At 71.6% G+C, this 24,214-nt stretch carries 20 protein-coding genes and 1 pseudogene; 14 read left to right on the forward strand and 7 right to left on the reverse strand.

What is annotated here, in order from left to right:
• The first annotated feature begins 5 nt into the window (after window positions 1-5).
• From ACIO3R_RS26085 to ACIO3R_RS26105, 5 genes and pseudogenes are all read left to right on the forward strand, one after another.
• Window positions 6-941 carry an N-acetylneuraminate synthase family protein gene (locus tag ACIO3R_RS26085; protein ID WP_363022270.1) on the forward strand — a complete coding sequence of 312 codons (936 nt, stop codon included), beginning with the start codon at window positions 6-8 and terminating at the stop codon, window positions 939-941.
• 11 nt (window positions 942-952) lie between these two features.
• Window positions 953-2,011, forward strand: coding sequence for a hypothetical protein (locus ACIO3R_RS26090; RefSeq protein ID WP_363022272.1), 1,059 nt, complete (start codon window positions 953-955; stop codon window positions 2,009-2,011).
• 211 nt (window positions 2,012-2,222) lie between these two features.
• Complete coding sequence (locus ACIO3R_RS26095; protein ID WP_402109116.1) at window positions 2,223-2,831, forward strand: hypothetical protein; 609 nt, start codon at window positions 2,223-2,225, stop codon at window positions 2,829-2,831.
• 145 nt (window positions 2,832-2,976) lie between these two features.
• Window positions 2,977-3,096: pseudogene (locus ACIO3R_RS26100) on the forward strand (helix-turn-helix domain-containing protein); the annotation flags it as partial.
• Between the two features lie 107 nt (window positions 3,097-3,203).
• Complete coding sequence (locus tag ACIO3R_RS26105; RefSeq protein WP_402109297.1) at window positions 3,204-4,190, forward strand: XRE family transcriptional regulator; 987 nt, start codon at window positions 3,204-3,206, stop codon at window positions 4,188-4,190.
• A gap of 151 nt (window positions 4,191-4,341) precedes the next feature.
• Here ACIO3R_RS26105 and ACIO3R_RS26110 read toward each other — a convergent pair whose 3' ends face one another.
• Both ACIO3R_RS26110 and ACIO3R_RS26115 read right to left on the reverse strand, forming a co-directional pair.
• Complete coding sequence (locus ACIO3R_RS26110; protein ID WP_402109119.1) at window positions 4,342-5,502, reverse strand: M48 family metallopeptidase; 1,161 nt, start codon at window positions 5,500-5,502, stop codon at window positions 4,342-4,344.
• 308 nt (window positions 5,503-5,810) lie between these two features.
• Complete coding sequence (locus ACIO3R_RS26115) at window positions 5,811-6,929, reverse strand: XRE family transcriptional regulator (protein ID WP_402109122.1); 1,119 nt, start codon at window positions 6,927-6,929, stop codon at window positions 5,811-5,813.
• A gap of 242 nt (window positions 6,930-7,171) precedes the next feature.
• On the opposite strand from ACIO3R_RS26115, the gene ACIO3R_RS26120 reads away from it, so the two are divergent.
• The 8 genes from ACIO3R_RS26120 (at window position 7,172) to ACIO3R_RS26155 (ending at window position 16,339) form a co-directional block, all read left to right on the forward strand.
• Window positions 7,172-7,723 carry a hypothetical protein gene (locus ACIO3R_RS26120; protein WP_385352877.1) on the forward strand — a complete coding sequence of 184 codons (552 nt, stop codon included), beginning with the start codon at window positions 7,172-7,174 and terminating at the stop codon, window positions 7,721-7,723.
• 128 nt (window positions 7,724-7,851) lie between these two features.
• Entirely contained in the window at window positions 7,852-9,090 is a 1,239-nt protein-coding gene (locus tag ACIO3R_RS26125; protein WP_385038936.1) for an amidohydrolase, read from the forward strand.
• 138 nt (window positions 9,091-9,228) lie between these two features.
• Window positions 9,229-10,269 carry a BMP family protein gene (locus ACIO3R_RS26130; RefSeq protein WP_385038933.1) on the forward strand — a complete coding sequence of 347 codons (1,041 nt, stop codon included), beginning with the start codon at window positions 9,229-9,231 and terminating at the stop codon, window positions 10,267-10,269.
• Window positions 10,270-10,527: 258 nt separating this feature from the next.
• On the forward strand, window positions 10,528-12,114 hold the full coding sequence (locus ACIO3R_RS26135; protein WP_402109124.1) for an ABC transporter ATP-binding protein: 1,587 nt from the start codon (window positions 10,528-10,530) through the stop codon (window positions 12,112-12,114).
• Entirely contained in the window at window positions 12,111-13,226 is a 1,116-nt protein-coding gene (locus ACIO3R_RS26140; RefSeq protein WP_385041542.1) for an ABC transporter permease, read from the forward strand. Before ACIO3R_RS26135 ends, ACIO3R_RS26140 begins: the two co-directional genes overlap by 4 nt.
• Window positions 13,223-14,512: an ABC transporter permease gene (locus ACIO3R_RS26145; RefSeq protein WP_385041539.1), complete on the forward strand. Its 1,290-nt coding sequence runs from the start codon at window positions 13,223-13,225 to the stop codon at window positions 14,510-14,512. The genes ACIO3R_RS26140 and ACIO3R_RS26145 overlap by 4 nt, the downstream gene beginning before the upstream one ends.
• Window positions 14,509-14,931 carry a cytidine deaminase gene (locus ACIO3R_RS26150; RefSeq protein WP_385041536.1) on the forward strand — a complete coding sequence of 141 codons (423 nt, stop codon included), beginning with the start codon at window positions 14,509-14,511 and terminating at the stop codon, window positions 14,929-14,931. Before ACIO3R_RS26145 ends, ACIO3R_RS26150 begins: the two co-directional genes overlap by 4 nt.
• 130 nt (window positions 14,932-15,061) lie before the next feature.
• Window positions 15,062-16,339 (forward strand): thymidine phosphorylase, encoded by a 1,278-nt coding sequence (locus ACIO3R_RS26155; protein WP_402109128.1) that lies wholly within the window; start codon window positions 15,062-15,064, stop codon window positions 16,337-16,339.
• Between the two features lie 98 nt (window positions 16,340-16,437).
• Here ACIO3R_RS26155 and ACIO3R_RS26160 read toward each other — a convergent pair whose 3' ends face one another.
• Window positions 16,438-19,704: a S8 family serine peptidase gene (locus ACIO3R_RS26160; RefSeq protein WP_402109130.1), complete on the reverse strand. Its 3,267-nt coding sequence runs from the start codon at window positions 19,702-19,704 to the stop codon at window positions 16,438-16,440.
• Window positions 19,705-20,151: 447 nt separating this feature from the next.
• Between ACIO3R_RS26160 and ACIO3R_RS26165 the strand changes: the two genes are divergently transcribed.
• Window positions 20,152-20,514: an STAS domain-containing protein gene (locus tag ACIO3R_RS26165; RefSeq protein WP_385036435.1), complete on the forward strand. Its 363-nt coding sequence runs from the start codon at window positions 20,152-20,154 to the stop codon at window positions 20,512-20,514.
• Window positions 20,515-20,580: 66 nt separating this feature from the next.
• Here ACIO3R_RS26165 and ACIO3R_RS26170 read toward each other — a convergent pair whose 3' ends face one another.
• The 4 genes from ACIO3R_RS26170 to ACIO3R_RS26185 form a co-directional block, all read right to left on the reverse strand.
• Complete coding sequence (locus tag ACIO3R_RS26170) at window positions 20,581-20,934, reverse strand: hypothetical protein (RefSeq protein WP_402109132.1); 354 nt, start codon at window positions 20,932-20,934, stop codon at window positions 20,581-20,583.
• A complete protein-coding gene (locus tag ACIO3R_RS26175) occupies window positions 20,931-21,923 on the reverse strand; it encodes a sigma-70 family RNA polymerase sigma factor (RefSeq protein WP_385036433.1) in 993 nt (330 codons plus the stop codon). Before ACIO3R_RS26175 ends, ACIO3R_RS26170 begins: the two co-directional genes overlap by 4 nt.
• A 100-nt stretch (window positions 21,924-22,023) precedes the next feature.
• On the reverse strand, window positions 22,024-22,740 hold the full coding sequence (locus ACIO3R_RS26180; protein WP_363022308.1) for a L,D-transpeptidase family protein: 717 nt from the start codon (window positions 22,738-22,740) through the stop codon (window positions 22,024-22,026).
• 139 nt (window positions 22,741-22,879) lie between these two features.
• Window positions 22,880-24,199, reverse strand: coding sequence for an MFS transporter (locus tag ACIO3R_RS26185; protein ID WP_402109135.1), 1,320 nt, complete (start codon window positions 24,197-24,199; stop codon window positions 22,880-22,882).
• Window positions 24,200-24,214 lie beyond the last annotated feature (15 nt).

The following is a 24,214-nucleotide window of genomic DNA, read 5'->3' on the forward strand; positions in this document are numbered from 1 at the left end:
CCCTCATGAACACCTCACGACTGCGCACCCTCGGCGACCGCACCGCGGGCCCCGGCCACCCCGTCTACGTCACGGGCGAGATCGGCATCAACCACAACGGCGACCTCGACAACGCCATCGCGCTGATCGACGCCGCCGCGGAGGCCGGCTGCGACGCCGTCAAGTTCCAGAAGCGCACCCCGGAGATCTGCACCCCGCGCGACCAGTGGGACATCGAGCGCGACACCCCCTGGGGCCGGATGACGTACATCGACTACCGCCACCGCGTCGAGTTCGGCGAGACCGAGTACCGGGCCATCTCCGAGCACTGCGCCGAGCGCGGCATCGACTGGTTCGCCTCCCCGTGGGACACCGAGGCCGTCACGTTCCTGGAGAAGTTCGACGTCCCCGCCCACAAGGTGGCCTCCGCCTCCCTCACCGACGACGAGCTGCTGCGCTCGCTGCGCGCCACCGGCCGCACGGTGATCCTCTCCACCGGCATGTCCACCCCGCGCCAGATCCGCCACGCGGTCGAGGTGCTCGGCTCGGACAACATCCTGCTCTGCCACGCCACTTCGACGTACCCGGCGAAGGCGGAGGAGCTGAACCTCCGGGTCATCAACACCCTTCAGCAGGAGTACCCCAACGTCCCGATCGGCTACAGCGGCCACGAGACGGGCCTGCAGACCACCCTCGCCGCCGTCGCCCTCGGCGCCGCCTTCGTCGAGCGCCACATCACCCTCGACCGCGCCATGTGGGGCTCCGACCAGGCCGCGTCCGTCGAGCCCCAGGGCCTCACCCGCCTGGTCCGCGACATCCGCACCATCGAGGCGTCCCTCGGCGACGGCGTCAAGAAGGTGTACGAGTCGGAGCTCGGCCCGATGAAGAAGCTCCGCCGGGTCCCGGGCGTCGTCGCGGAGAGCGGTGAGACGGCCCAGGCCGCCGAGCCGCTCGCGGTCTGACGGGCAGACCGGTGAACCTCGCCTTCGTCGAGAGCCCGGTCCAGCTCCTGAACGTCCTGGAGTGGGCCTACACAGAGGGAGGCGGCGGCCGCGTCCTCGCGGACGTCACCGTCGTCGTCCTCCCTCCGGTCGACCCGATGTCGCGCGGCCAGCTGCGCCGGATGGCGGAGCTGGCCCGCGACGAGGGCGTCACCGTGCGCTGGCAGGAGGCGCGCGGCGACTCGGGCACCCCCCTGAAGTCGCTGCGCGCCCTGACCCGGCTCGTCCGCAACGCCGACCACATCGTCATCGGGGACCCGTTCTCCCGCTACGTGCAGCTGCTGCTCACCCTGGTGCGGCCGCGCCGCCTCACCGTGGTCGACGACGGCACCGCCACCATGGAGTTCGTCGCCCAGATCACCCGCGGCGAACGCCTCACCCGCTGGCACCGCCGCGGCGGATCGAGCCCCCGCGACCTGGCCCTGGCCCCGGTCACCGCCACCGCGCGGCGCCGCTTCACCCCGTCCGCGGCCCGCGAGGTCGAACTCTTCACCGCGATGCCGGTGATACCGCCGCCCGGCATCACCCTCATCCCCAACACCTTCTCCTGGACCCGCTCCCGCTTCGGCCCGCCGCTGCTCACCAAGGGCGCGGACCTGGTCGGCACCTCCCTGGTGGAGACGGGCGTGGTCGACCGCGCCCCGTACCTGGAGGCGGTCGCCGAGCTGGCCCGCACCCACGGCGCCACCCGCTACTTCGCCCACCGCCGCGAATCCACCGAGAAGCTCCACGCCCTGGAAGCCGCCACCGGCCTGGAGATCGTCCGCCCCGACCTCCCCCTGGAACTCATCGCCCGCCGCGGCCCGATCGGCCGCACGGTCCTGAGCTTCCCCTCCACGGTGGTCCACACCCTGCCGCTGGCCCTGGTCGGCACCGAGGTGAAGGTCGCGGTCTGTGACATCGCCCCGGAGTGGCTCCGCGAAACGGCGTCCCCACGGGCCCAGGGCTTCCTGGCCGGTGTCACGGAGACGGCCCGCGACGTCCAGCGGCTGGCGCCGTGGCGGGCGACGGCGGTGACGAGGGAGGCGTGAGCCGGCCGGACGGGCCCGCCGGCCGGGCAGGGTCAGACGGGCATGACCTGGACGTCGTAGGAGGACCTGACCAACGCCAGGCCACGGCGAGCGGACTCGCTCCGGCCGCCGACCCCGAGCCCACCCCCGGGTGCCGCCGGCATCCGGACCAGGGTCGGCCCGGGGTCATCCCCGATAGCGGCCGGGGACACACCGGGACGATCATCGAAGCATGCAGACCACGGATGTGACGCGACGTCAGGACAGCTCCACCGCAAGGAAGTTCCTCCTGGGTCCGGCCCTGATGGCCGGCTACGGCCTGGTGCGGCTGGCCGGGCGGGCGGTGGGGGACTACGGGCCCGGGGCGTGGTGGTCGGTGGCGCACCTGCTGTTCCTGGCCGGGGTGCTCGCGTTCGTCCCGGTCTTCCGGGGCCTGCGGATGCCGGACGGGGCACGGGGCGCCGGACGGGCCGGGGTCCGGGTGGCGGCCGGGGCCGGGCTGCTGGGGGTGGCCGCGGTCACGGTCCAGGCGGTGATCGACCTGGCGGTCGGGTTCGTCGCGGCGGACGACCGGGCCATGAGCGACATGTTCGAGAAGGTGCAGGACGTGCCCGGTGTGATGCCGGTGGTCTACACGGCGGTGCCGATGCTGTTCTGGCTCGGGCTGCTTGCGCTCGTCACCCTGCTCGCGTTCCTCCGCCGGAACGAGGTCCCGGCCTGGTCCCCGCTGCTGGTGCTGGCCGGGACCGTCATGATGGCCGTGAGCCTGGACCTGCTGACGGCGGGAGCCCTGTGCATCGGACTGGCCCTCTTCCCGGTGCGCCGCGGGCTGCCGGACTGACGGCGGTGCCGGACTCCTGCGATGACAGCGGCTCGACCGTCGCGCGGCACGGTGGAGCGCCCATCGGGCTTCGGTGCCCCGCCACGGCTCAACCCTGGTCGTATCGTGGTGAGTCGGACTCGGACCAGTTGCGCGGGTGGTGGCCATGGAGTTCCACGAGGAGCCCGGTATCGGTGACCGGATCGCCCGGCTGCGACTGCGGCGGAAGCTGACCCAGGAGAGGCTCGCCGAGCGCGCGGGTGTCTCGGTCGACGTCGTCCGCAAACTCGAACAGGGCGTGCGCAGCACTGCGCGGCTCACGACCCTCAACGCCCTGGCACGCGCCTGGATGTCGAGCCGTCCGTACTCGTCGGGCAGCCCTCCACATTCGAGGTGCGCGGCGAACAGGACCAGCCCTCGGTGCTGGCCCTGCGACAGGTGCTCTCGCCGGTCGCCGATCTGCTGGGGGAGGAGTCCGACCCCGAGGAGCCGCCCACGCTTGCGCAGTTACGGGCGGCGCTGCGGTCCACGGAGCTCGTCCGGCGGGAGGGACGCATCGGTGAGATCGGTCTGCTGCTGCCCCAGCTGATCCGCGATGCGAGAGCGGCCGTACGGGCGCACAGCGGCGCGGATGCGGCGGCAGCGTACTCGGTGCTGGCCGAGGCGTATCAGGTTGCCGCCACCACACTGACCGCGCTCGGCAAGGAGGACGCGGGCTTCACCGCGCTGGAGCGGGCGACACAGGCCGCGCGCAAGGGAGACGATCCGCACCTGGAGACCGCGGGGATCTCCAGTCTCGCCTGGGTGTTCACTCGGCAGGGCAGGCTGGCGGATGCCGAGCGGATCGCCACGGTCACCGCCGAGCGCGTCGAGCCGACGTTCCGGTCCCAGCCGGTCGAACTGTCGCTCTGGGGGATTCTCCTGCTCCGGGCGGCGACGGCGGCGGTGCGCGCCGGCCGCCACGACACCGTGCGCGAACTGCTGACCCTGGTGAGCGCGGCGGCCGCCCGTATCGGCACGGACCGACTCGACTACGCGACTCCGTTCGGGCCGACGAACGTGGGTGTGGCCAAGGTCAACTTCCTGGTCGAGACGGAGGACAGTGCCGAGGCGCTCCGTACCGCCCGTACCGTCCCCGATCTGCGCTCCCTCCCGCCGACCTGGCTCGCCCGCTTCCACGTCGACCGGGCACTGGCGCACACGGAGCTGAACAACGCGGACGGCGCGGTGCGCGCGCTGCTGACGGCCGAGCGGATCGCACCGGAGTGGATGCGTTACCACTCGACGAGCCGACGCCTCGTGTCCGATCTGCGAGGCGAAGAGCGACGCCGTGTCTCCCCGGTGTCGGATCTCGCGGGCCGGCTGGGCCTTGAGGGCTGAGCAGGACGCCCTGTCCCAGGTGTACCGGGAAGTTGTGTGCGTCGCCGTGAGCCGTGGGAACCGGCTGGACGGGAGCGCGGAGGACGCGACCGGGGCAGGCGTCGCGGACGGTCACCGATCGCCTCGCGGGTGACGCGCACCCCGGCCGGAACTACCCGCCGTTCAGGATGCGGCGCGCCACCAGCTTCCGTGCCCCCGAGAGTTCGGTCCGCACCGCGGAACCGCGCGCCGCGTCCACGGTGACCGCCGCCGGCAGGGCGGCGACGGCCAGCAGCCGGGATCGGCGCAGGTGGGTCGGGGGGTGCGTGGAGTCGACGCTGTGCCCGCGCAGGGCGTCTCGGCGGCGCTGACGTTCGTACTCGCTCGCCGGAATCGACTCCGTATGGGCGGCCAGCCGGTCCCACAGGCCGCTCTCGGCCTCACCGGCCGCCCCGCGGTGGCCGCGCAGCACGTTGGACTCGCGCAGCAGGGTGGCATCGGCGGAGCCGGAGACCATCAGCGCGTCCATCAGCCCCACGGCGGCCTCCGTCGAGCCGCACCGGGCGGCGAAGGAGTCGGCCAGGTACTCGCCGCGCTGGGTGGCGCGCAGGGTCAGGTGGTCGAGGGCCATCGCGGCGCCGAGCACAGCGCCGCGGGGGAGCAGACAGAGGGCGTTCAGCACGGCCTCGGGGACCGTGGGGCGCTCGATCCGGCTCAGCAGGTAGAGCCAGGTGCGCAACGAGCCGAGCGCGTTCCCGATGACCAGACCGTGGCGGGTGTCACCGCCTGCGTAATGGCCGAGTTCATGGCCCAGCAGCGCGATCCGCTGGCCGGTGGTGAGCATCTCCCAGAGGCCGAGACCGATGGTCAGCAGCCTGCGGCGCCGCAGGCCGTACGTCGACACGCTCGCGTTGGTCTCTCCGTTGACCGCGACCGCGTGCACCCCGGTCGTCCCCACCGTCCGGGCGATCTCGTCGATCAGGGCGAACAGTTCGGGCGCGTCCGACCGGTACAGCACCTGCTCGTCCTCGGGCAGGTGCGAGAACCGGGGGCGCAGGAGCCAGGCGATGAACAGGCACAGAGCGCCGAGGACCGGGAGCGCGCCGCCCCAGCCGAGGACGACCAGCACCACTCCGCCGACGAACAGCGCGGCCGTGAAGCCGTGGACGGCCAGCGCCAGCGCCAGGGCGAGGACACTCGCCGCGTCGCGCCGGGGGCGCAGGGCCTCGTCCGTCGTCACCTCGGCCAGCAGCCGCTCCCCGTGCTCCCGGGCGAGCCTGCGCCGCAGGGCCTCCATCCGCCCGCCCGGCTCCTCGGGCTCACCCGGGTCCACGTTCCAGTCGCAGGCGGCACACCACGGTACGAACCTGTGGTCCGTCCGGATCTCCTCCCCGCACTCCGGGCATGACTGAACGCGCTCCTCCACCGTGCCGAGCACTGCTGAGGCCCCCCTCGTCCGACGGCTCCCCCCAGGAACCGTTCACGCGATGCCGGACGCGTATCCGCGTCCGACGGCAACGACGCAGCGTAAGCCGCCGGCCGATGGGGTGTACAGGCGGTTCGGACCGGTAGGGCCCGGGGGAGTCTCCGCCATTTCGTCGCGGCGGACGGCCATGAGCGACATGTTCGAGAAGCGGCCGCCTACGGCGGCGGCTCGACCGTCCCGACCCGCAGGTACTCCGCGAACCTGATGTGGCCGAGGGAGGCGTACGCCTCGCCGTTGTCGCCCGGGGCCCGCGATCCGAACTCGGACGTGAAGCTGAACCTGCCGGCGTTCTTGACGTCGAACGCGCCGTACTCCTGCAACGCCTTCGCGATCATCCGCTCGTACGGCTTGAGCGAGGTGTCGGCGTCGATGTCGTACGAGGGGTCCAGCCAGATGAACTGCCCCGCGCGCCAGGGCCCTTGGCCCTTGCCGTCGCTGCCGACCGCGGGGAGGACGTGCCCGCCGCCGTTGTCCGGGGTGCCGAAGCTCAGGGCGTGATCGATGCGGCCGGCCTTCCAGTCCGCGCGGGTGATCAGTCCGGCGAGGCGGGACAGGCCGCTGCCCGTCTCCTGGCCCTTCTCCGAGACCGACGAGCCCCGGGTGTCGGAGACGGCTCCCCACTCACAGCTCGGCCTGCCGTTCACCACCTCGGTCCGCCAGCACTCCATCGCCCGCCCGTCCGGTCCGATCACCACCGTCCACTCGCGATCCGGTGAGGGCGCCTTCCACGACGGGTCCCAGGGGAAGGCGGCACCTTCGAAGGGGTTGGCCCCCCACTGGCCGACGTGCTTGCGCGGAGTGACGTCGTAGGTCCGCGTGCCGGACGTGGCCCGGTACACCAGGGAGCCGGCCGTGCCGGTGTACACCTCCACCCGGCCCGTGGCGAGCAGGCCGGTGACCATCTGCGCGGAGTCGGGTGACAGACGGGGGCGCGGATGCCGCTGGTTGAAGGCGTCGTCGTCGGCGAAGAAGCGGGAGGAGCCGCCGGCCGCGTCCGGCGGTGGCGCCTCGTGCCCCGGCCGGATCGCGAGGACCGCCACGGCGACCGCGAGCGCGAGCACGGCACCACCCGCGACGGCGACGACCGTCCGCCGCCGGCCCCGCCGGGGCGCGGCACCGGACCCGGCGTTCGCCGCCAGCCACCGGCGCTCCCACTCCCCGCGGTCGCCGCCGCAGAACTCCGCGTAGGCCAGGGCGACTTCGAGGGGCGGCAGCAGGCTGCCCTCCGCGGCGTCGGACAGGGCGCCGGGCGACTGGCCCGTACGCGCGCTCATCTGACGGTACGACGGCGTGCCCGCCGCGCTGCGCAGGGTCCGTAACCCGTGAGCGAACCGCGCTGCCGAATCCGCCGCCGGATCGTCCGGCGGGGGCTGTGATGCTGCGGCCACCTGTCCGTCCTCCAAGCCATGGTCCGTAATCGTCCATGTGTGACGTCTGGTCTGCGCTCCCGAGTCTAGGAGGAGCGAATATCCGCGAAAAGGCCGCGTCCGGCGGCGTATCGCAGAAAATGGACCGCATGGACCAAGCGTGGGCGGCCCTGCTGGGAACCGGGCTGGGCGTCGCCGGAACCCTGTGCACCTCCGGGCTGACGTATGCGTCCGCCCGGCGGCAGGCGCATGACCAGGGGCTGGTCGAGCACGGGCGGGCGCTGCGGGGCGAACGCCGTGAGGCGTACCTCGCGTTCATGCAGGCGGCGGAACCGGTCGACGACGTGCTGCACCGGATCGCCCACCAGGACGGTGTACCGGCCTCCGCCCGGGACACCCCGCCGCCGGTCGAGGTGCTGGACGCGGCGGTCCAGGAGCTCGGGAGCGCGGTGTTCGCGCTGTACAGGGCGCAGGCCCGGCTCGATCTCATGGGGCCGGAGCCCGTGGCCGAGGACGCCGTGAACGTGTGGTCGGACGTGCGGTCCCTGCGGGCCCACCTCGAAGGGGTGCTCCACGGGGTGCGCGAGGGGCTGCCGGACGACGGGTACCGCACCGGCCTCGAAGACGCGGTCGACGCGGTGGAGAGGAGCCGGGAGAAGTTCACCCGGAGCGCCCGCGAGGTGATCACCGCTCCGCCGTGAGAGCGCGCGGGAGTTTACCCACCACGGTGTCGGCCCACACGCCGTGACCCGGTCATTTATTCGCCTATGTGGCTGAACTTTTCTTGTTTCATGGTCAGTTGGAGGGGGAACGGCTTTACGCTTCACGAGTGAACCACTCGACGTCCAGCGTTTGTGAAGCCCAGCCGCCCGCAGCGGAGGCCCTGCCCGGCACGCTGCCAGAAGCGCTGCGCGCCGAGCTGATCGCCTTCCGGCGCGATCTGCACATGCACCCCGAGCTCGGCAACCAGGAGTTCCGCACCACCGCGGCCATCAAGGCCCGGCTGGAGCTGGCGGGCCTCGAACCCCGGGTGCTCGCCTCCGGGACCGGGCTCATGTGCGACGTGGGGACGCGGAGCGAGGCCACCCGGCCCATGCTGGCGCTGCGGGCGGACATCGACGCGCTGCCGATCCCGGACACCAAGACGGGCGTCCCCTACCGCTCCACCGTGCCCGACCGGGCGCACGCCTGCGGGCACGACGTCCACACCACCGCCGTGCTCGGCGCCGGCCTCGTGCTCGCCGGGCTGGACCGGCAGGGGCTGCTGCCCAACCCGGTGCGGCTGGTCTTCCAGCCGGCCGAGGAGGTGCTGCCCGGCGGGGCGCCCGACGCGATCGATTCGGGGGTGCTGGAGGGCGTCGGCCGGATCATCGGGGTGCACTGCGACCCGAAGGTCGACGTGGGGCGGATCGGGCTGCGGGTCGGGGCGATCACCTCCGCCTGCGACCGGCTGGAGCTGTCCCTGGACGGGCCCGGCGGGCACACCGCCCGCCCGCACCTGACCACCGACCTGGTCACCGCCGCCGCCAGGGTGGCCACCGAGGTCCCCGCGCTGCTGGCCCGCCGGGTCGACGCGCGGGCCGGGCTCGCGGTGACCTGGGGGCGGCTGGAGACCGGGCACGCCTGCAACGTGATCCCGCAGCACGCCGAGCTGTCGGGCACCGTCCGCTGCCTGGACCTGGCGGCCTGGCGGGCCGCCCCCGACCTGGTGCACGCGGCGATCGACGAGGTGGCCGGAATGCACCGGGCCAAGACGGTGATCAACTACATCCGGGGCGTCCCGCCCGTGGTCAATGACGCCGCCGCGATCGATCTGCTCGCCGGGGCCATGACCGCCCGCCGCGGATCGTATGCGATCGAGGACACCGAGCAGAGCCTGGGCGGGGAGGACTTCTCCTGGTATCTGGAGCACGTTCCCGGCGCGATGGCGCGGCTCGGAGTGCGGACGCCCGGCGACACCTGTGGGCTGGACCTGCACCGGGGCAACTTCGACGCGGACGAGGAGGCGATCACCGTGGCCGTGGAGCTCTTCACCGCCTCTGCGTTGCTGGACGGTAATCATCTGTAACCGGACAGGTCACCCCCGGTTCGCGACGATCCGATAACGGCTTCCGTACAGGGCTTTATCTGACATCTACGCGCGTTACGATCGCCGCGAAACCAGCGCCGGAAGAGGCGCTTCGGTCAGGTTTGAAGGAGCCTTCCCTTGCGCCCGGTATCCAAGATCACCGCCGCGTGTGCCATTACGGCGGCGCTCGCCCTCACTGCCACCGCGTGTGGCAGCTCGTCCGACGAGTCCACCAGCTCCGACAAGGGCGAGATGAAGATCGGCATGGCCTACGACGTGGGCGGCCGGGGCGACAACTCGTTCAACGACTCCGCGGCCCGCGGCCTGGACAAGGCCAAGGCCGAGTTCCACGCCCAGACGAAGGAGCTCACCGCCAAGAACGGTGAGACCCCGGCCGACCGCGAGCAGCGCCTGCAGTCGCTCGCCGAGGGCGGCTACAACCCGGTCGTCGCCGTGGGCTTCGCCTACAAGGACGCGGTCGACAAGATCGCGCCCAAGTACCCCAAGGTCAGCTTCGGTCTGGTCGACTCGGTCTCCGACGTGAAGAACGTCGACTCGATCGTCTTCACCGAGGAGCAGGGCTCCTACCTCGCCGGTGTCGCGGCGGCGCTGAAGTCCAAGGACGGCCAGGTCGGCTTCATCGGCGGTGTGGACCTTCCGCTGATCAAGAAGTTCGCCGCCGGCTTCCAGCAGGGCGTCACCGACACGAACCCCAAGGCCAAGGTGCAGATCCAGTACCTGTCCACCGGTTCGGACCTGTCCGGCTTCGGCAGCCCCGACAAGGGCAAGGAAGCCGCCAAGGGAATGCTCGACAAGGGCGTCGACGTCATCTTCGCCGCCGCGGGCGGCTCGGGTGCCGGTTCGATCGAGGCCGTCGCGGGCAAGAAGGGCGCCTGGTCCATCGGAGTCGACTCCGACCAGGCCCTGGACCCGGCGCTGGCGAAGTACAAGGACACGATCCTGACCTCGGTCGTCAAGAACGTCGACACCGGCGTGTTCGACCTGGTCAAGTCCGTCAAGGACGGCAAGCCGCTGACCGGCACGAACACCTACTCCCTGGCCAAGGGCGGCGTCAGCCTGACCACCACGGGTGACCACCTCAAGGACATCCAGGCCCAGCTGGACGCCGCGAAGAAGAAGATCGTCGACGGCACCATCAAGGTCAAGTCCACGACCTGATCCCGCCCGTCGATCGGGGCCCGGACAAGCGGCTTCGGCCGCTCGTCCGGGCCCCGATTCACGTACCCCCGCGACGGGGGTCACCGGCCCCGGTACGCCACCTGTGAACGGGTGGCCAACGATTCGGGGGCGCTACGCGCGTAGCGCCCGCTCGGGCGCGGTACCTTTTTCCGCCCCCGCAATCGGCACCCCACCGCCTCCGCCCTCCGCTCCTGTCAAGGAGAGTGCGCCATCAACGCGTCCAGCAGTCCCCATGCCGTGGAGCTCCGCGGCATCACCAAGCGGTTCCCCGGGGTCGTGGCCAACCACGACATCGACATCACCGTGCGCCGCGGCACCGTCCACGCCCTCATCGGCGAGAACGGTGCCGGCAAGTCCACGCTCATGAAGATCCTGTACGGCATGCAGAAGCCGGACGAGGGCACCATCGCGGTGGACGGCGAACAGGTCACGTTCTCCAACCCGGGCGACGCCATCGACCGCGGCATCGGCATGGTGCACCAGCACTTCATGCTCGCCGACTACCTCACCGTCCTGGAGAACGTCGTACTCGGCTCCGAGAAGCTGTACGGCATCGGGGACCGGGCCCGCGCGAGGATCAGGGAGATCTCCGACTCCTACGGTCTCGGCGTCCGCCCCGACGCGATGGTCGAGGACCTCGGGGTCGCCGACCGCCAGCGCGTGGAGATCCTCAAGGTCCTCTACCGCGGCGCCTGCACCCTGATCCTCGACGAGCCCACCGCCGTCCTCGTACCGCAGGAGGTCGAGGCGCTCTTCGACAACCTGCGCGAGCTCAAGGCCGAGGGCCTGACCGTCATCTTCATCTCGCACAAGCTGGGCGAGGTGCTCTCGGTGGCCGACGAGATCACCGTCATCCGGCGCGGGACGACCGTGGGCACCGCCGACCCGGCGCACACCACGGCCAAGCAGCTCGCCGAGCTGATGGTCGGCAGTGAGCTGCCGTCGCCGGAGACCCGCGAGTCGACCGTCACGGACACGCCGATGCTCACTGTCGACGGGCTGCGGCTGACCGCCACCGACCCGGACGGGGTGGTGCGTGCCGTGCTCGACGGCATCACCTTCACCATCCACAAGGGCGAGGTGCTCGGCATCGCCGGCGTCGAGGGCAACGGCCAGTCCGAACTGGTCGACGCCATCATGGGCATGCGCACCCTCGACGCGGGCACCCTCTCCCTGGACGGCGCGGACATCTCCCGCACGCCGACGCGCAAGCGCCGCGAGGACGGGATGGCCGTCATCCCCGAGGACCGCCACCGGCACGGACTGCTGCTGGAGGCCCCGCTCTGGGAGAACCGCATCCTCGGCCACGTCACCGAGCGCCCCAACAGCAAGGGCGCCTTCCTCGACCTCAAGGCCGCCCGCGCCGACACCGAGCGGATCGTGCGCGAGTACGACGTGCGCACCCCCGGCATCGAGGTCACCGCGGCCTCGCTCTCCGGCGGCAACCAGCAGAAGCTGATCGTCGGCCGCGAGATGAGCCACGCGCCCAAGCTCCTGATCGCCGCGCACCCGACCCGGGGCGTGGACGTCGGCGCCCAGGCCCAGATCTGGGACCAGATCCGCGAGGCACGCCGCGAGGGGCTCGCCGTGCTGCTGATCTCCGCCGACCTGGACGAGCTGATCGGGCTCTCCGACACCCTGCGCGTCATGTACCGCGGCGGACTCGTCGCGGACGCCGACCCCGCCACCGTCACCCCGGAGGAACTCGGCTCGGCGATGACGGGCGCGGCCGAGGGCCACCTCGAAGCGCCCGAGGGCGACGGCGCGTCCGCCGCCCCCACCACGGACGACACCGACCCCCGGGACGGGGGAGAGGACCGATGAAGAAGATCGACAAGGAGCGGCTGCTCCTGGGGATCGCGGCCCCCGTACTCGCGATCGTGGTCGCCTTCCTGGTGACGGCACTCGTGCTCGCCGCCACCGGCAAGGAGCCGTTCAGCGCCTTCGGCATCATGTTCGACTACGGGGTGAAGTCGGACAGCCAGGTCTACATCCTGAACAAGGCGACGACGTACTACCTCGCGGGTCTCGCGGTGGCCGTCGGCTTCCGGATGAACCTCTTCAATATCGGCGTCGACGGCCAGTACCGCCTCGCCGCGTTCTTCGCCGCAGCGGTCGGCGGCGCGCTGACCCTGCCCGGCGCCCTCCAGATCCCGCTGATCATCCTCACCGCGATGATCGTCGGCGCGATGTGGGCCGGGATCGCCGGTGTCCTCAAGGTCACCCGGGGCGTCAGCGAGGTCGTCTCGACGATCATGCTGAACGCCATCGCGACCGCGATCATCGGCTACCTGCTCCAGCAGAACCGCCTCGGGCACCTCGACGAGGCCGGCACCAAGATCTCCACCAAGCCGCTCCCGGAGTCCTCGCACTTCTTCACGTTCCCGACCACCCCGACGCCCGTCTGGGGCTTCGTCGTCGTCGCGGTCGTCGCGGGCGTCGCCTACTGGTTCACGCTCTCGCGCACCCGGTTCGGCTTCGACCTGCGCACCGTCGGCCAGTCCGGCTCCGCCGCCGAGGCCAGCGGTGTGAACGTCAAGCGGATGGTCGTCACCTCGATGCTCATCTCGGGCGCCGTGGCAGGCCTGATCGGCATGCCCACGCTGCTCAACGACAGCTACGAGTACAGCGGCGACTTCCCGGTCGGCATCGGCTTCACCGGTATCGCCATCGCGCTCCTCGGCCGCAACCACCCCGTCGGCATCGCGCTCGGCGCGCTGCTCTGGGGCTTCCTGGAACGCGGCACCGGAAAGCTGGAGTTCGAGGGGTACGACAAGGAGATCGTCGGCGTGATCCAGGGCGTCATCGTCCTGTGCGTCGTCATCGCCTACGAAGTCGTCCGCCGCTACGGACTCAAGCGCCAGCAGAGCAAGGTCGGCGCGGAACTCGCCGCACAGGCCGCCCGTAACTCCGACCAGCAGGAGGTGTCGGCGTGACCGTCACGGCGACTTCCACCCCGCCCCCCGCGGCCCCCAAGGTCTCCGGCGGCAAGGGCGGCCGCACCCGCTTCTCCTTCCCCGTCATCCTCCTGATCATCGCGGGCGTGCTGCTCGCGCTGTCCGCCGTGCGCGCCATCACCGGCGCGCAGGACGTCACCTCGGCCGGACAGATCAGCGCGGCCCTCGCGATGGCCGTGCCGATCGGCCTCGCCGGTCTCGGCGGCCTCTGGGCCGAGCGGGCCGGCGTCGTCAACATCGGCCTCGAAGGCATGATGATCCTGGGCACCTTCTTCGGCGCCTGGGCCGGCTGGCAGACCAACCCCTGGCTCGGCGTGCTCGCCGGTGTCGTCGGCGGAATGCTCGGCGGACTGCTGCACGCGATGGCGACCGTCACCTTCGGCGTCGACCACATCATCTCCGGCATCGCCATCAACATCCTGGCGCTCGGCTTCACCACCTACTTCGCCAAGCTCTGGTTCAACTCGGGCGACGCGGCGCTCAAGGGCGGCTCGCCCAAGCAGTCCCCACCGGCCGACGACATCACCTCGGTGACGATCCCCGGCCTCTCCGACTGGCTGCACACCGTCGAGAAACACCACTGGTTCTTCGTCTCCGACCTGGCCGGCGTCCTCGGCGGCCTGGTCACCAACGTGTCGCTGCTGACGATCGTCGCCGTGCTCCTCTTCGTCCTGACGTTCTTCGTCCTGTGGAAGACCGCCTTCGGCCTGCGGCTGCGCTCCTGCGGCGAGAACCCGGTGGCCGCGGAGTCGCTCGGCGTCAACGTCTACCGGTACAAGTACATCGCGGTGATCATCTCCGGCGGCATGGCCGGACTGGGCGGCGCCTTCCTCTCCCTGGTCACCTCGCACATCTACAACGAGGGACAGACCGGCGGCCGCGGATACATCGGTCTCGCCGCGATGATCTTCGGTAACTGGCGGCCCGGCGGACTCGCCATGGGCGCGGGCCTGTTCGGCTTCGCCGACGCGCTCCAGCTGCGCAACGGCGGCGAGTCCGTCCACGCGCTGCTCCTGCTGCTCGTGGTCGTCCTGGCCGGCATCGCGGCCTGGAAGCTCTACCGCAAGAGCTTCGTGCAGGGCGTCGTCAGCGGGGTCATCGCCGCCGCCGTCCTGGTCTGGTACCTCGGTACGGACACCGTGCCCACCGAGTTCGTGAGCGCGACCCCGTACGTCGTCACGCTGCTCGTCCTCTCGCTCTCCGCGCAGCGGCTGCGGATGCCGAAGGCGGACGGTATGCGCTACCGCAAGGGCCAGGGCAAGTGACGCCCACCTCGGGGGCGGGCGCCACCGCCGTGGCGGGGGCCGACTGGGACGCCCTGCGGACCGCGGCCCGGGAAGCCATGTCCCGGGCGTACGCGCCCTACTCGGGCTACCCGGTCGGCGTCGCCGCCCTGGTCGACGACGGCCGCACGGTCGTCGGCTGCAACGTCGAGAACGCCTCGTACGGCATCGGGCTGTGCGCCGAGTGCGGACTGGTCTCCCAGCTGCACGCCACCGGCGGCGGCCGGCTGACCCACTTCACCTGCGTGGACGGGGCCGGCGAGATCCTGGTGCCGTGCGGCAGGTGCAGACAGCTGCTGTACGAGTTCGGCGGGCCGGAACTCGTCCTGGAGACCCCGGACGGCTTCCGCACCCTCGACGAGATGCTCCCGCAGGCGTTCGGGCCGTCCCACCTCGGATAGCGCCGCACGCCCCACCACCACCGCCGCCGGGCGGGCCGGGAAACCTGCCCGCCCGGCGGTGCTCCTATCCTCTATGCGCGTAGAGTCAACGGGACTCATGCGTACGTACCGGCCGGAAGGACTCCAGGACATGGACGCCATCTCCGTCATCCGCACCAAGCGGGACCGAGGCGAGCTGACCCCCGAGCAGATCGACTGGGTCATCGACGCGTACACCCGCGGTGAGGTCGCCGACGAGCAGATGTCCGCGCTGGCCATGGCGATCCTGCTGAACGGCATGAACCGCACGGAGATCGCCCGCTGGACCGCCGCCATGATCGCCTCCGGCGAGCGGATGAACTTCTCCGCGCTCTCCCGCCCCACCACCGACAAGCACTCCACCGGCGGCGTCGGCGACAAGATCACCCTGCCGCTCGCCCCGCTGGTCGCCGCCTGCGGCGCCGCCGTGCCGCAGCTCAGCGGACGCGGCCTCGGCCACACCGGCGGCACCCTCGACAAGCTGGAGTCCATCCCCGGCTGGCGCGCCCACCTCACCAACGCCGAGATGCTCGACGTCCTCGGCACCACCGGCGCGGTCATCTGCGCGGCGGGCGACGGCCTCGCCCCCGCCGACAAGAAGCTGTACGCGCTCCGCGACGTCACCGGCACCGTCGAGGCCATCCCGCTGATCGCCAGCTCGATCATGTCCAAGAAGATCGCCGAGGGCACCGGCGCACTCGTCCTGGACGTCAAGGTCGGCTCCGGCGCCTTCATGAAGACGATCGAGGACGCCCGCGAACTGGCCTCCACCATGGTCGCCCTGGGCACCGACAGCGGAGTGCGGACGGTCGCACTGCTCACCGACATGTCCACCCCGCTCGGCCTGACCGCGGGCAACGCCCTGGAGGTCCGCGAGTCGGTCGAGGTGCTGGCCGGCGGCGGTCCGAAGGACGTCGTCGACCTCACCCTGGCCCTCGCCCGCGAGATGCTGGACGCGGCCGGGCTCAAGGACGCCGACCCGGAGAAGGCCCTCGCCGACGGCTCCGCGATGGACGTCTGGCGCCGGATGATCTCCGCCCAGGGCGGCGACCCGGACGCCACCCTCCCGGTCGCCCGCGAGCAGCACGTCGTGACGGCCCCGTCCTCCGGCGTGCTGACCCGCCTGGACGCGTACGACATCGGCGTCGCCGCCTGGCGCCTCGGCGCGGGCCGCGCCCGCAAGGAGGACCCGGTGCAGGCCGGCGCGGGCGTCGAACTGCACGCCAAGCCGGGCGAGACGGTGACGGCCGGCCAGCCGCTGCTGACGCTGCACACGGACACCCCGGAGAAGTTCGGCTACGCGCTGAAGGCGCTGCCCGACGCGTACGACATCGCCCCGGCGGGCACGGAGTTCGCCGCCACCCCGGTGGTGCGCGAGCGCATCGCGTAACCGCGGGCGCCGACGCGAAACGGCCCGCCGGGACGGTGTCTCACCGTCCCGGCGGGCCGCTTTCATGCGGTCGCCGGCCGTGTTCCGCCGGTCACCGGCTACTTGCCGAAGTAGGCGTCATAGATCGCCACCGACGACTTGTTGCCCTTCTTGTCCGTGACATCGGCCTTGAAGGAGAGTGACTTCTTCTTGGCCGGGTTCTTCACGGAGATCCTGCCCTTCTTGACCGCCGTCTTCTTCCAGGTCTTCCCGGCGTCGTAACTGACGTACACCGTGAGCGACTTGAGGTTCTTCCCGGCGGCCGCGCCCTGCACCGTCACCGGCACGGAGACGGACTTCCCGGCCTTGGCCGTGCTGTCCAGCGCCACATCGGGCGTGAAGCGGACCATGGACACCGGCAGCGCGACGAGACCCTTGGTCCGGCCGGACCGGAAGGTCCAGCTCGCGTCGATCCGGGTGGAGACGGAAGCGACATCGGCGCCGCGCCGCACCGACGTGGTCAGCCGGTAGTCGGCTGCCGCGGCCGGCACGGTGAAGGAGTTCTCGCCGGCCAGCGGGTCGTCGTTCCTGACGAGCACCTTGCCGTTGCGGTACAGCACGGTCTTCACCGAGCCGTAGGCGGAGTCTCCGACGTTCCGGTGGCCGTCGGCGACCAGCGGCAGCGACCCCGTGAGGCCGTTGCCCTCACGGAAGACCCCGAAGTCGGCGTTGACGTACGGGCCGAACACCGCGGTGTTCACGGTCCTCGCGTACGCCTTGCCCGCCTTGACGGTCTGCGGGGCGCCGAGGGAGTACCAGGCGTCGGCCCGCGGGAAGCCGTCCTCGTCGGGCGCGCCGTTCTGGCTGAAGTCGAAGGCCCACCGCACCTGGTCGGCGGTGGACACATGGGCGGTGGTGGTCGACGGGAGCTTCTGGGTGGTCGCGGCCGCCCAGCCGCCGAACGCGCCGGGCACATCGCCCGACGCGGAGATGTCGCCGGTCTTGCCCTTGACGGAGGTACCGGCGCGGATCGTGAACGTGGCCAGCTGGCCGCTGCTGAACGCGCGGTGGTAGCCGGTCGCCGCCCGGCTCACCGGGCCGCCGACCGCGATGTCGTACCGGGTCGCGCCGCTCTTGGTGGCCCAAGTGCCGTACCAGTGCTGCGAGAGCTGGACGGCGGTCGCCTTCGGACCGATGTGCGCGGTGCGCAGCGACTTGTACGAGTCGAGCAGCCAGCCGTAGCCGTAGCCGGTGTCCGCGGTGTCGACCTGGAGGTCGGGCGAGGCGAGCAGGGGCTTCGCGGCGGCGGACGGAACGGTGATGTCCACCGGCTTGGCGAGCCGCGCGTCGAAGGTCACCGTGGTGGCCTTGGTGACGTTCAGGTACGGCTGGGTGAGCCAGTCGACGCCCTTGCCGAAGTCCTCCGGGTCGATGTACACGGCCGAGTTCAGCACGTACCCGCCCTTGGGGACGCGGAGCTTCGCCTTGCCGTCGACGACCTCGGGCGACTCCCACACGCCGGCCGCGGCGCCGCCGATGCCGTAGACGTCGCCCGTGGTGAACGCGGCCGGCTTGCCGTCGCGCCCGATGGTCCTGAGCGTGAGGTCGTACGACTCGCGCTCGCGCTCGACGGCGGCGGCGGTGCGGACGGTCTGCCCGCCGCCGGTCGCGACGACGGACGCGGAGTAGGCGCCGACGACCGAGCCGCCGAGCTTGGTGTTCACGGTCAGCGGCGCCCGGGCGGTGCCGCCCGCCGGGACGGTCACCTCGGTGGCGCCGAGGGTGAAGAAGCCGGCCGGGGCCGGCTTGCCCGTCGGGCCGGTGCCCTGGACGGTGAGCGCGAGCGTGACATCGGTCGTACCGAGGTTGCGGTACGACACCTGCTTGGTGACCGGCGCGTCATCGGTGTGCGGCCACTGCTGGAGGCCGAAGCTCACCGAGACCGGGTCGGCGACGACGGACTGGGTGATCGCCCGGTCGACGGCGATCCGGCCCGAGCCCTGCTCGAAGGGGGTGTACTTCCCCGGCTTCGTGGACGCCGTGAGCGCGCCCTTGAGCTCGGTGTACTTCCACGTGGGGTGCTGCTGCTTGAGGAGCGCCGCGGCGCCCGCTACGTGCGGGGTCGCCATCGACGTACCGGAGATCGTCAGATACCCCGGCGGGTTCTGGCCGACCTCCTTGTCGATCTCGGAGCCGGGTGAGGCCGCCGCCGTGATGTCCACGCCGGGGGCGGTGACATCGGGCTTGATCGCGCTGTCGCCGACCCGGGGCCCACGGCTGGAGAAGTCCGCCAGCAGGTCGTGGTCGTCGACCGCGCCGACGGTCAGCGCGGCGTCCGCGCTGCCGGGGGAGCCGACCGTGCCCGCCCCGTCGCCCTCGTTGCCCGCCGCGATGGCGAAGAGCACGCCGCTGGAGGCGGAGAGCTTGTTGACCGCCTCCTCCAGCGGGTCGATGCCCGGGGTGTCGGTGCCGCCGAGGCTCAGGTTGATGACGTCGGCGCCCTGCGCGACCGCCCAGTCCATGCCGGCCAGGATGCCGGAGTCGTCACCGAAGCCGTCGTCGTCGAGCACCTTGGCCTCAAGGAGCTTGGCGTCGGGGGCCACGCCCTTGAACTTCCCGCCCGACTTCGCACCCGTACCGGCCGCGATCGAGGAGACATGGGTGCCGTGGCCGAAGTGGTCCAACGCGTCGGGCGTCCCGGAGAAGTTCTTCGTCGTGAGGATCTGGCCCTTGAGGTCCGGGTGGGTGGCGTCCGCACCGGTGTCCAGGACGGCGATCTTGACGCCCTTGCCCGTGTAGCCCGCCTTCCAGGCGGTCGGGGCGCCGATCTGCGGGACGCTCTTGTCGAGGCTCGCCCGGCGCACGCCGTCCAGCCACACCCGGTCGATCCCGGCGGCCGTGGTCCGCTGGGCGCTGTTCGAGGGCCTGGCGGTGAGCGCCTGCCAGACAGCCGCGGCGTCGTCCCTCGGGGTGGCCACGGACTGGGCGTTCAGCGATTTCAGCACGGGCCCGACCCGGGTCGCGCCCGCGTCCTTGATCTCGGCCCTCGCGGCCGTGGCCCCGGTGCCCCGGTAGGCGACGATCAGCTTCAGGCCCGACTTCTGGGCCCTGCGGTTCTCCGCCCGGTTCAGCTCCGTGACGTCGAACAGCCGGGGGTCCAGCTTTCCGGAACCGATCAGCCGGTGTGCGTCGGCCGGGACGAGCAGGGTGTGCCCGTCGCGTATCTGACGCTGTACGGGTATGTGCTCGCGTCCCGCCGCGGGGCGGAAGCCCACGACCCGGCCCTTGGCGTCCACCGTGACGCGGTCGCCGGTGATGAGCGTCAGCCGGTGCCGGGCGCCGGACGGGCTGTCCGCCGGCTGCGACGGGCTGCTGTCGCGGGCCATGGCCGGGGTGGTCAACCCGGCCGCGAGCGCCACGGCGGCTGCCGTGGCGACGGTCGAAACACACGCTCTTCTGACGTGTCTGCGCAACTCTCCCCCTGGAGAATCAGGCGGCCCCCGAGGGGGCCACTGGGCAGTCGGCGCCGGTGCGCGCACCGGCGCCGGCCGTTTCACCCGTAGAGAGGGGAGATCTGACCGGATCGGTTCACAGCAGGCACACAGATGACTGGAGTTGGCGCATCTTCATCGGGCACCGATCGACAGTCGGTCGGCCGCTGATCGGTAGTCGACCGGCGATCGGCCGGCCGCCGGTTGCTCCGGCGATGCGGGGGAGCGGCTGTCGCAGGGGTGGCCGGAGAGGTTCACGGGGGGCTCGGGGCACCCGGGCGCCCCGAGCCGCCGGTCGTGCGGAGCGCTCGGGTCCGACGGGAAGCGGTGAGCGGCGCGGCGATGAGTTTCGGCCGCCCGACCGGTCTTCCTGATGTGGATGCCATGACGCCGATCGTTCTCACCGTCTCCGGACGCCTCACCCGGTCCGCCGTCCCCGGGCTCTGCGCCGAGCTGGAGGCGCTGCTCGCCACCGCGGACACGCGGGTGACGGTGGTGGACTGCGACGTGGGCGGGCTCGTCCACCCCGACCTCGCCGCCGTCGAGGCGGTCGCCCGGCTGTCGCTGGTCGCCCGCCGGTCGGGCGGCAGACGGCTCCGGCTGCGCGGAACGCCTCCCGAACTCCGGCTGCTGCTGGACCTGGTGGGGCTGGACGAGGTCGTCGGCCTCGCGGACCAGGAGGGGGCACGCAGGGTCCCGGAGTGAGCGGGCGGCCTGACCCGGCACCGCACCGGCCACCACCTGGTGCGGACGGAGGAGACCCCAGACCCTTCAGTCCGCTTCGCTCCAGCCGTCCCTGACGACCACCTTCGAGCACTGGACGGCAGTCGGACGGGCCCCGTCACGCACCGTCTCCGAGGGCAGGACGCTCGGAAACGGCGACGGGGAGGGCGGCGCGTACCGCTTGGTGGAGGCCCCCGACCGGGCCCGGTCGCAGACGTCCGCGTACCCGGACTCCGGCTGCGGCCCCGGCTCCGCGTCGGAGGCCGGCGGCAGGACGCGGCCGGGGCCGGACGTCGCCGTCGGCTCCCCGAGCCACTGGCTGACCCCCCAGCCGCCGACCGCGATCACGGCCCATGCCGCGACCAGCCCGTACACCGCGCCCCGGCCCGGTCGTCGGCTCACGCCGCGTCCGCCTCCAGGTGATCGGGCAGCCCGAACAGCGGGAACCAGCGCGGGGTGTCCAGGAAGCAGTGCATCCCGGTGATCGCACCGTCCGAGATGTCGATGACCTGCAACGCCCAGGGCACGAACCCGGGCCCGTCCGGATTGGGCTTGTAGTGCGCGAACGCCGGGGTGCCGTTCGCCGCCGTCGCGATGAGCCGGGAGCCCGCGCAGGACGCACCGATGGAGGTCATGAAGCCCGCGATGTCGTCGTGCCCCTGGAGCCAGAGGTCGAACGGCGGCATCGTCATGATGGCGTCCTCGTGGAGCAGCGCGGTCAGCGCCTTCATGTCGTAGCCCTCGAACGCCGCCACGTACCGCTCCAGGAGCTTGGCCTGCTCCTCGTCGAGCGGATCGGCGGCGTCGGCGGCCGTGTCCTGGTGTTCGCCGATCGTCGCCCGCGCCCGCTGGAGGGCGCTGTTGACCGACGCGACCGAGGTGTCGAGCAGCTCGGCGACCTCGCTCGCCTTCCACGCGAGCACCTCGCGCAGGATCAGCACGGCCCGCTGCTTGGGCGCCAGATGCTGGAGCGCGGCGACGAACGCGAGCCGCACCGACTCGCGGGCCACGGCCGCCTCTGCCGGGTCCGCGACGGACGGCAGGATGCGCCCGTCCGGCATCGGCTCCAGCCAGGTGTTCTCCGGCAGCGGGTTGAGCGCGGCCTGCGCGAGCGGCGTCGGGCCGGACAGATCGACGGGCCTGGCCCGCTTGTTGCCCGCGTTCAGCATGTCGAGGCAGACGTTCGTCGCGATCCGGTACAGCCAGGACCGCAGCGAGGAACGGCCCTCGAACTTGTCGAAGTTGCGCCAGGCACGCACCAGGGTGTCCTGGACCGCGTCCTCCGCCTCGAAGGCCGAGCCGAGCATCCGGTAGCAGTACCCCGTCAGCTCGACCCGGTGTCCTTCGAGGCGGCTGTCGACATCGTCCGCCGTCGCCGTCAGATCACCCATCGCTACGCTCCACCCCTGTCGTACCGTGACACCGCTCACTCCAGCACTTCGGAAGTTACCGCAGGGCACTGACAACGGGAGGCGGAAGAGCGGAAAGGGGTCACGTTCCGAGCTTGCGCCCGTACACGTACACGTCGTCGCCGTTCTTCAGCAGCTTCCAGTACGACTTCGCGTCGGCGGTGCGCATGTTGACGCAGCCGTGCGAACCCGGCGGGTTCCACATCTTCACGCCCACCGAGTGGAACGCCTGACCGCCGTCGAAGAACTGGGAGTACGGCATCGACACGTGGTAGATCGACGACACGTGGTTGATGTGGCGCCAGTAGATCTTCTTCGCCCCGGTACGCGTCTCGTACCCGTCCCGCCCGGTCCGCACCGGCACCGGACCGAACTTCAGCTTGCTGCCGTCCTGGATCCAGCTGATCTGCCGGGTCAGGTCCACGCAGGCGATGCGGCCCTTGTCGGTGGGGCACTTCTTCGCCTTGTTCGGGTTCTTCCCGGCCGCCTTCTGGGCGGTGAGCGTCTGCATGGTGCGCCAGGTGACCGGCCCGGCGTAGCCGAGGGTGGGCGTGACCCCGTAGGTGCTCTGGAACGACCGGATCGCCTTGCAGTCGGCGGCCGACTGCTTGCCGTCCACCTTCAGGTGCAGGTACTTCTCGACCTGCTTCTGGTTCGGTCCCTTGGACGCCGTGCAGGACGCGGCCTGCGCGGCCGTGCCACTGCCGAGGACGATCGCCGGTATCGCGGTCAGGCCCGCGACGGACAGCGCGAGTACGCGCCGCAGCCGTACTCCCCGTATGCCCTGGATGTTCTTCATGCTCCCCGTGACTCCCATGTACGCCAGCTCCCCTTCGCGTGCGGTGCGGTGATTCCGCCTGCTAGACGCGCGTCGGGGAGCGGATGGTTGTGCGCCGAATGTCTCGGTTCTGCACGGAGGGCCTGAAGGCCGGGCTGCCTCAGTTCCGTACGGACACCATGACGGCCGGCCGACGCCGCTCGATGCGCGCGGCCCGCGTCCCGAACAGGGTGATCGAGACGACACCGAGGACCGCGAGCAGTCCCAGCACGACCGTGCCCGCCCAGCCGCCGGCGTGGAAGGCGACCGCGCCGAGCGTGCCGCCCGCGCTGGAGCCGAGGTAGTACGCAGACTGGTACAGCGCCGACGCCTGGGCCCGGCCCCTGGTCGCCGTACGGCTGACGGAGGAGGAGGCCACCGCGTGCCCGGCGAAGAAGCCCGCCGTGATCAGGACCAGGCCGAGGAGCACGGCCGCCAGCTGGTCGGCCAGCGAGAGCAGCAGACCGGCGGCCGTGGTCGAGACGGCGAGGTACAGCGCACCCCGGCGCCCCGTCCGCGCGACGAGCCTCCCCGCCGCCGCGGAGGAGACCGTACCGACGAGATAGACCAGGAAGATCGAGCCGACGATGCCCTGCGGGAGGTTGAACGGCGCCTCCACGAGGCGGAAGCCGATCACCGTGTACACCGCGCCGAACACCGTCATGAACAGCGCGCCGATCGCGTACAGCCGGCGCAGCAGCGGATCGGCGAGGTGGCCGCCGACGGTCCGGGCGAGCGCCTTCGGGTTCAGCGAACCGGGGGTGAAGTGCCGGGCCCTGGGGATCATGAGGTGGAAGACGACGGCGCACGCCACGGCCAGCACCCCGACCGAGCCGAGCGCGGCCCGCCAGCCCCACAGCTGGGCGACCCAGCCGGTGAGGATGCGGCCGCTCATCCCGCCGATGCTGTTGCCGGCCACGAACAGTCCGATCGCGGCGACCAGCGCCTTGGGCCGTACCTCCTCCGCGAGATACGCCATCGCGGACGCGGGCAGCCCGGCGAGCGCGGCGCCCTGCACGGCGCGCAGCGCGATCAGCCAGCCGAGCGAAGGCGCGAACGGCACGAACAGCCCGACGACCACCGCGACCGTCAGCGAGGCGGTCATCATCTGCCGCCGCCCGAACCGCTCGGACAGCGCACTCATCGGCAGTACGAAGAGTGCCAGCGCACCCGTCGCGGCGGAGACCGTCCAGCTCGCCTGTCCGGCCGTGGCGCCGAAGGAGGCGGAGACGGCGGGCAGCAGGGCCTGGGTGGAGTAGAGGAGTGCGAAGGTCGCGACACCGGCGGCGAAGAGCGCGAGACTCATCCGGCGGTAGCCGGGCCCACCGGGTTCGAGCCGGTCCGCGGTGGCGGTCTCGGCAGCGATGGTGGCGGTTACGGGGGACGACTGGGTCGAGGCGGCCACGGTCAGGGTGGACGCCCCGGTACTGGCGGGAGGCATGAAGAAAACGTAGGC

Source organism: Streptomyces sp. NPDC087428 (assembly GCF_044744085.1).
GTDB lineage: Bacteria > Actinomycetota > Actinomycetes > Streptomycetales > Streptomycetaceae > Streptomyces.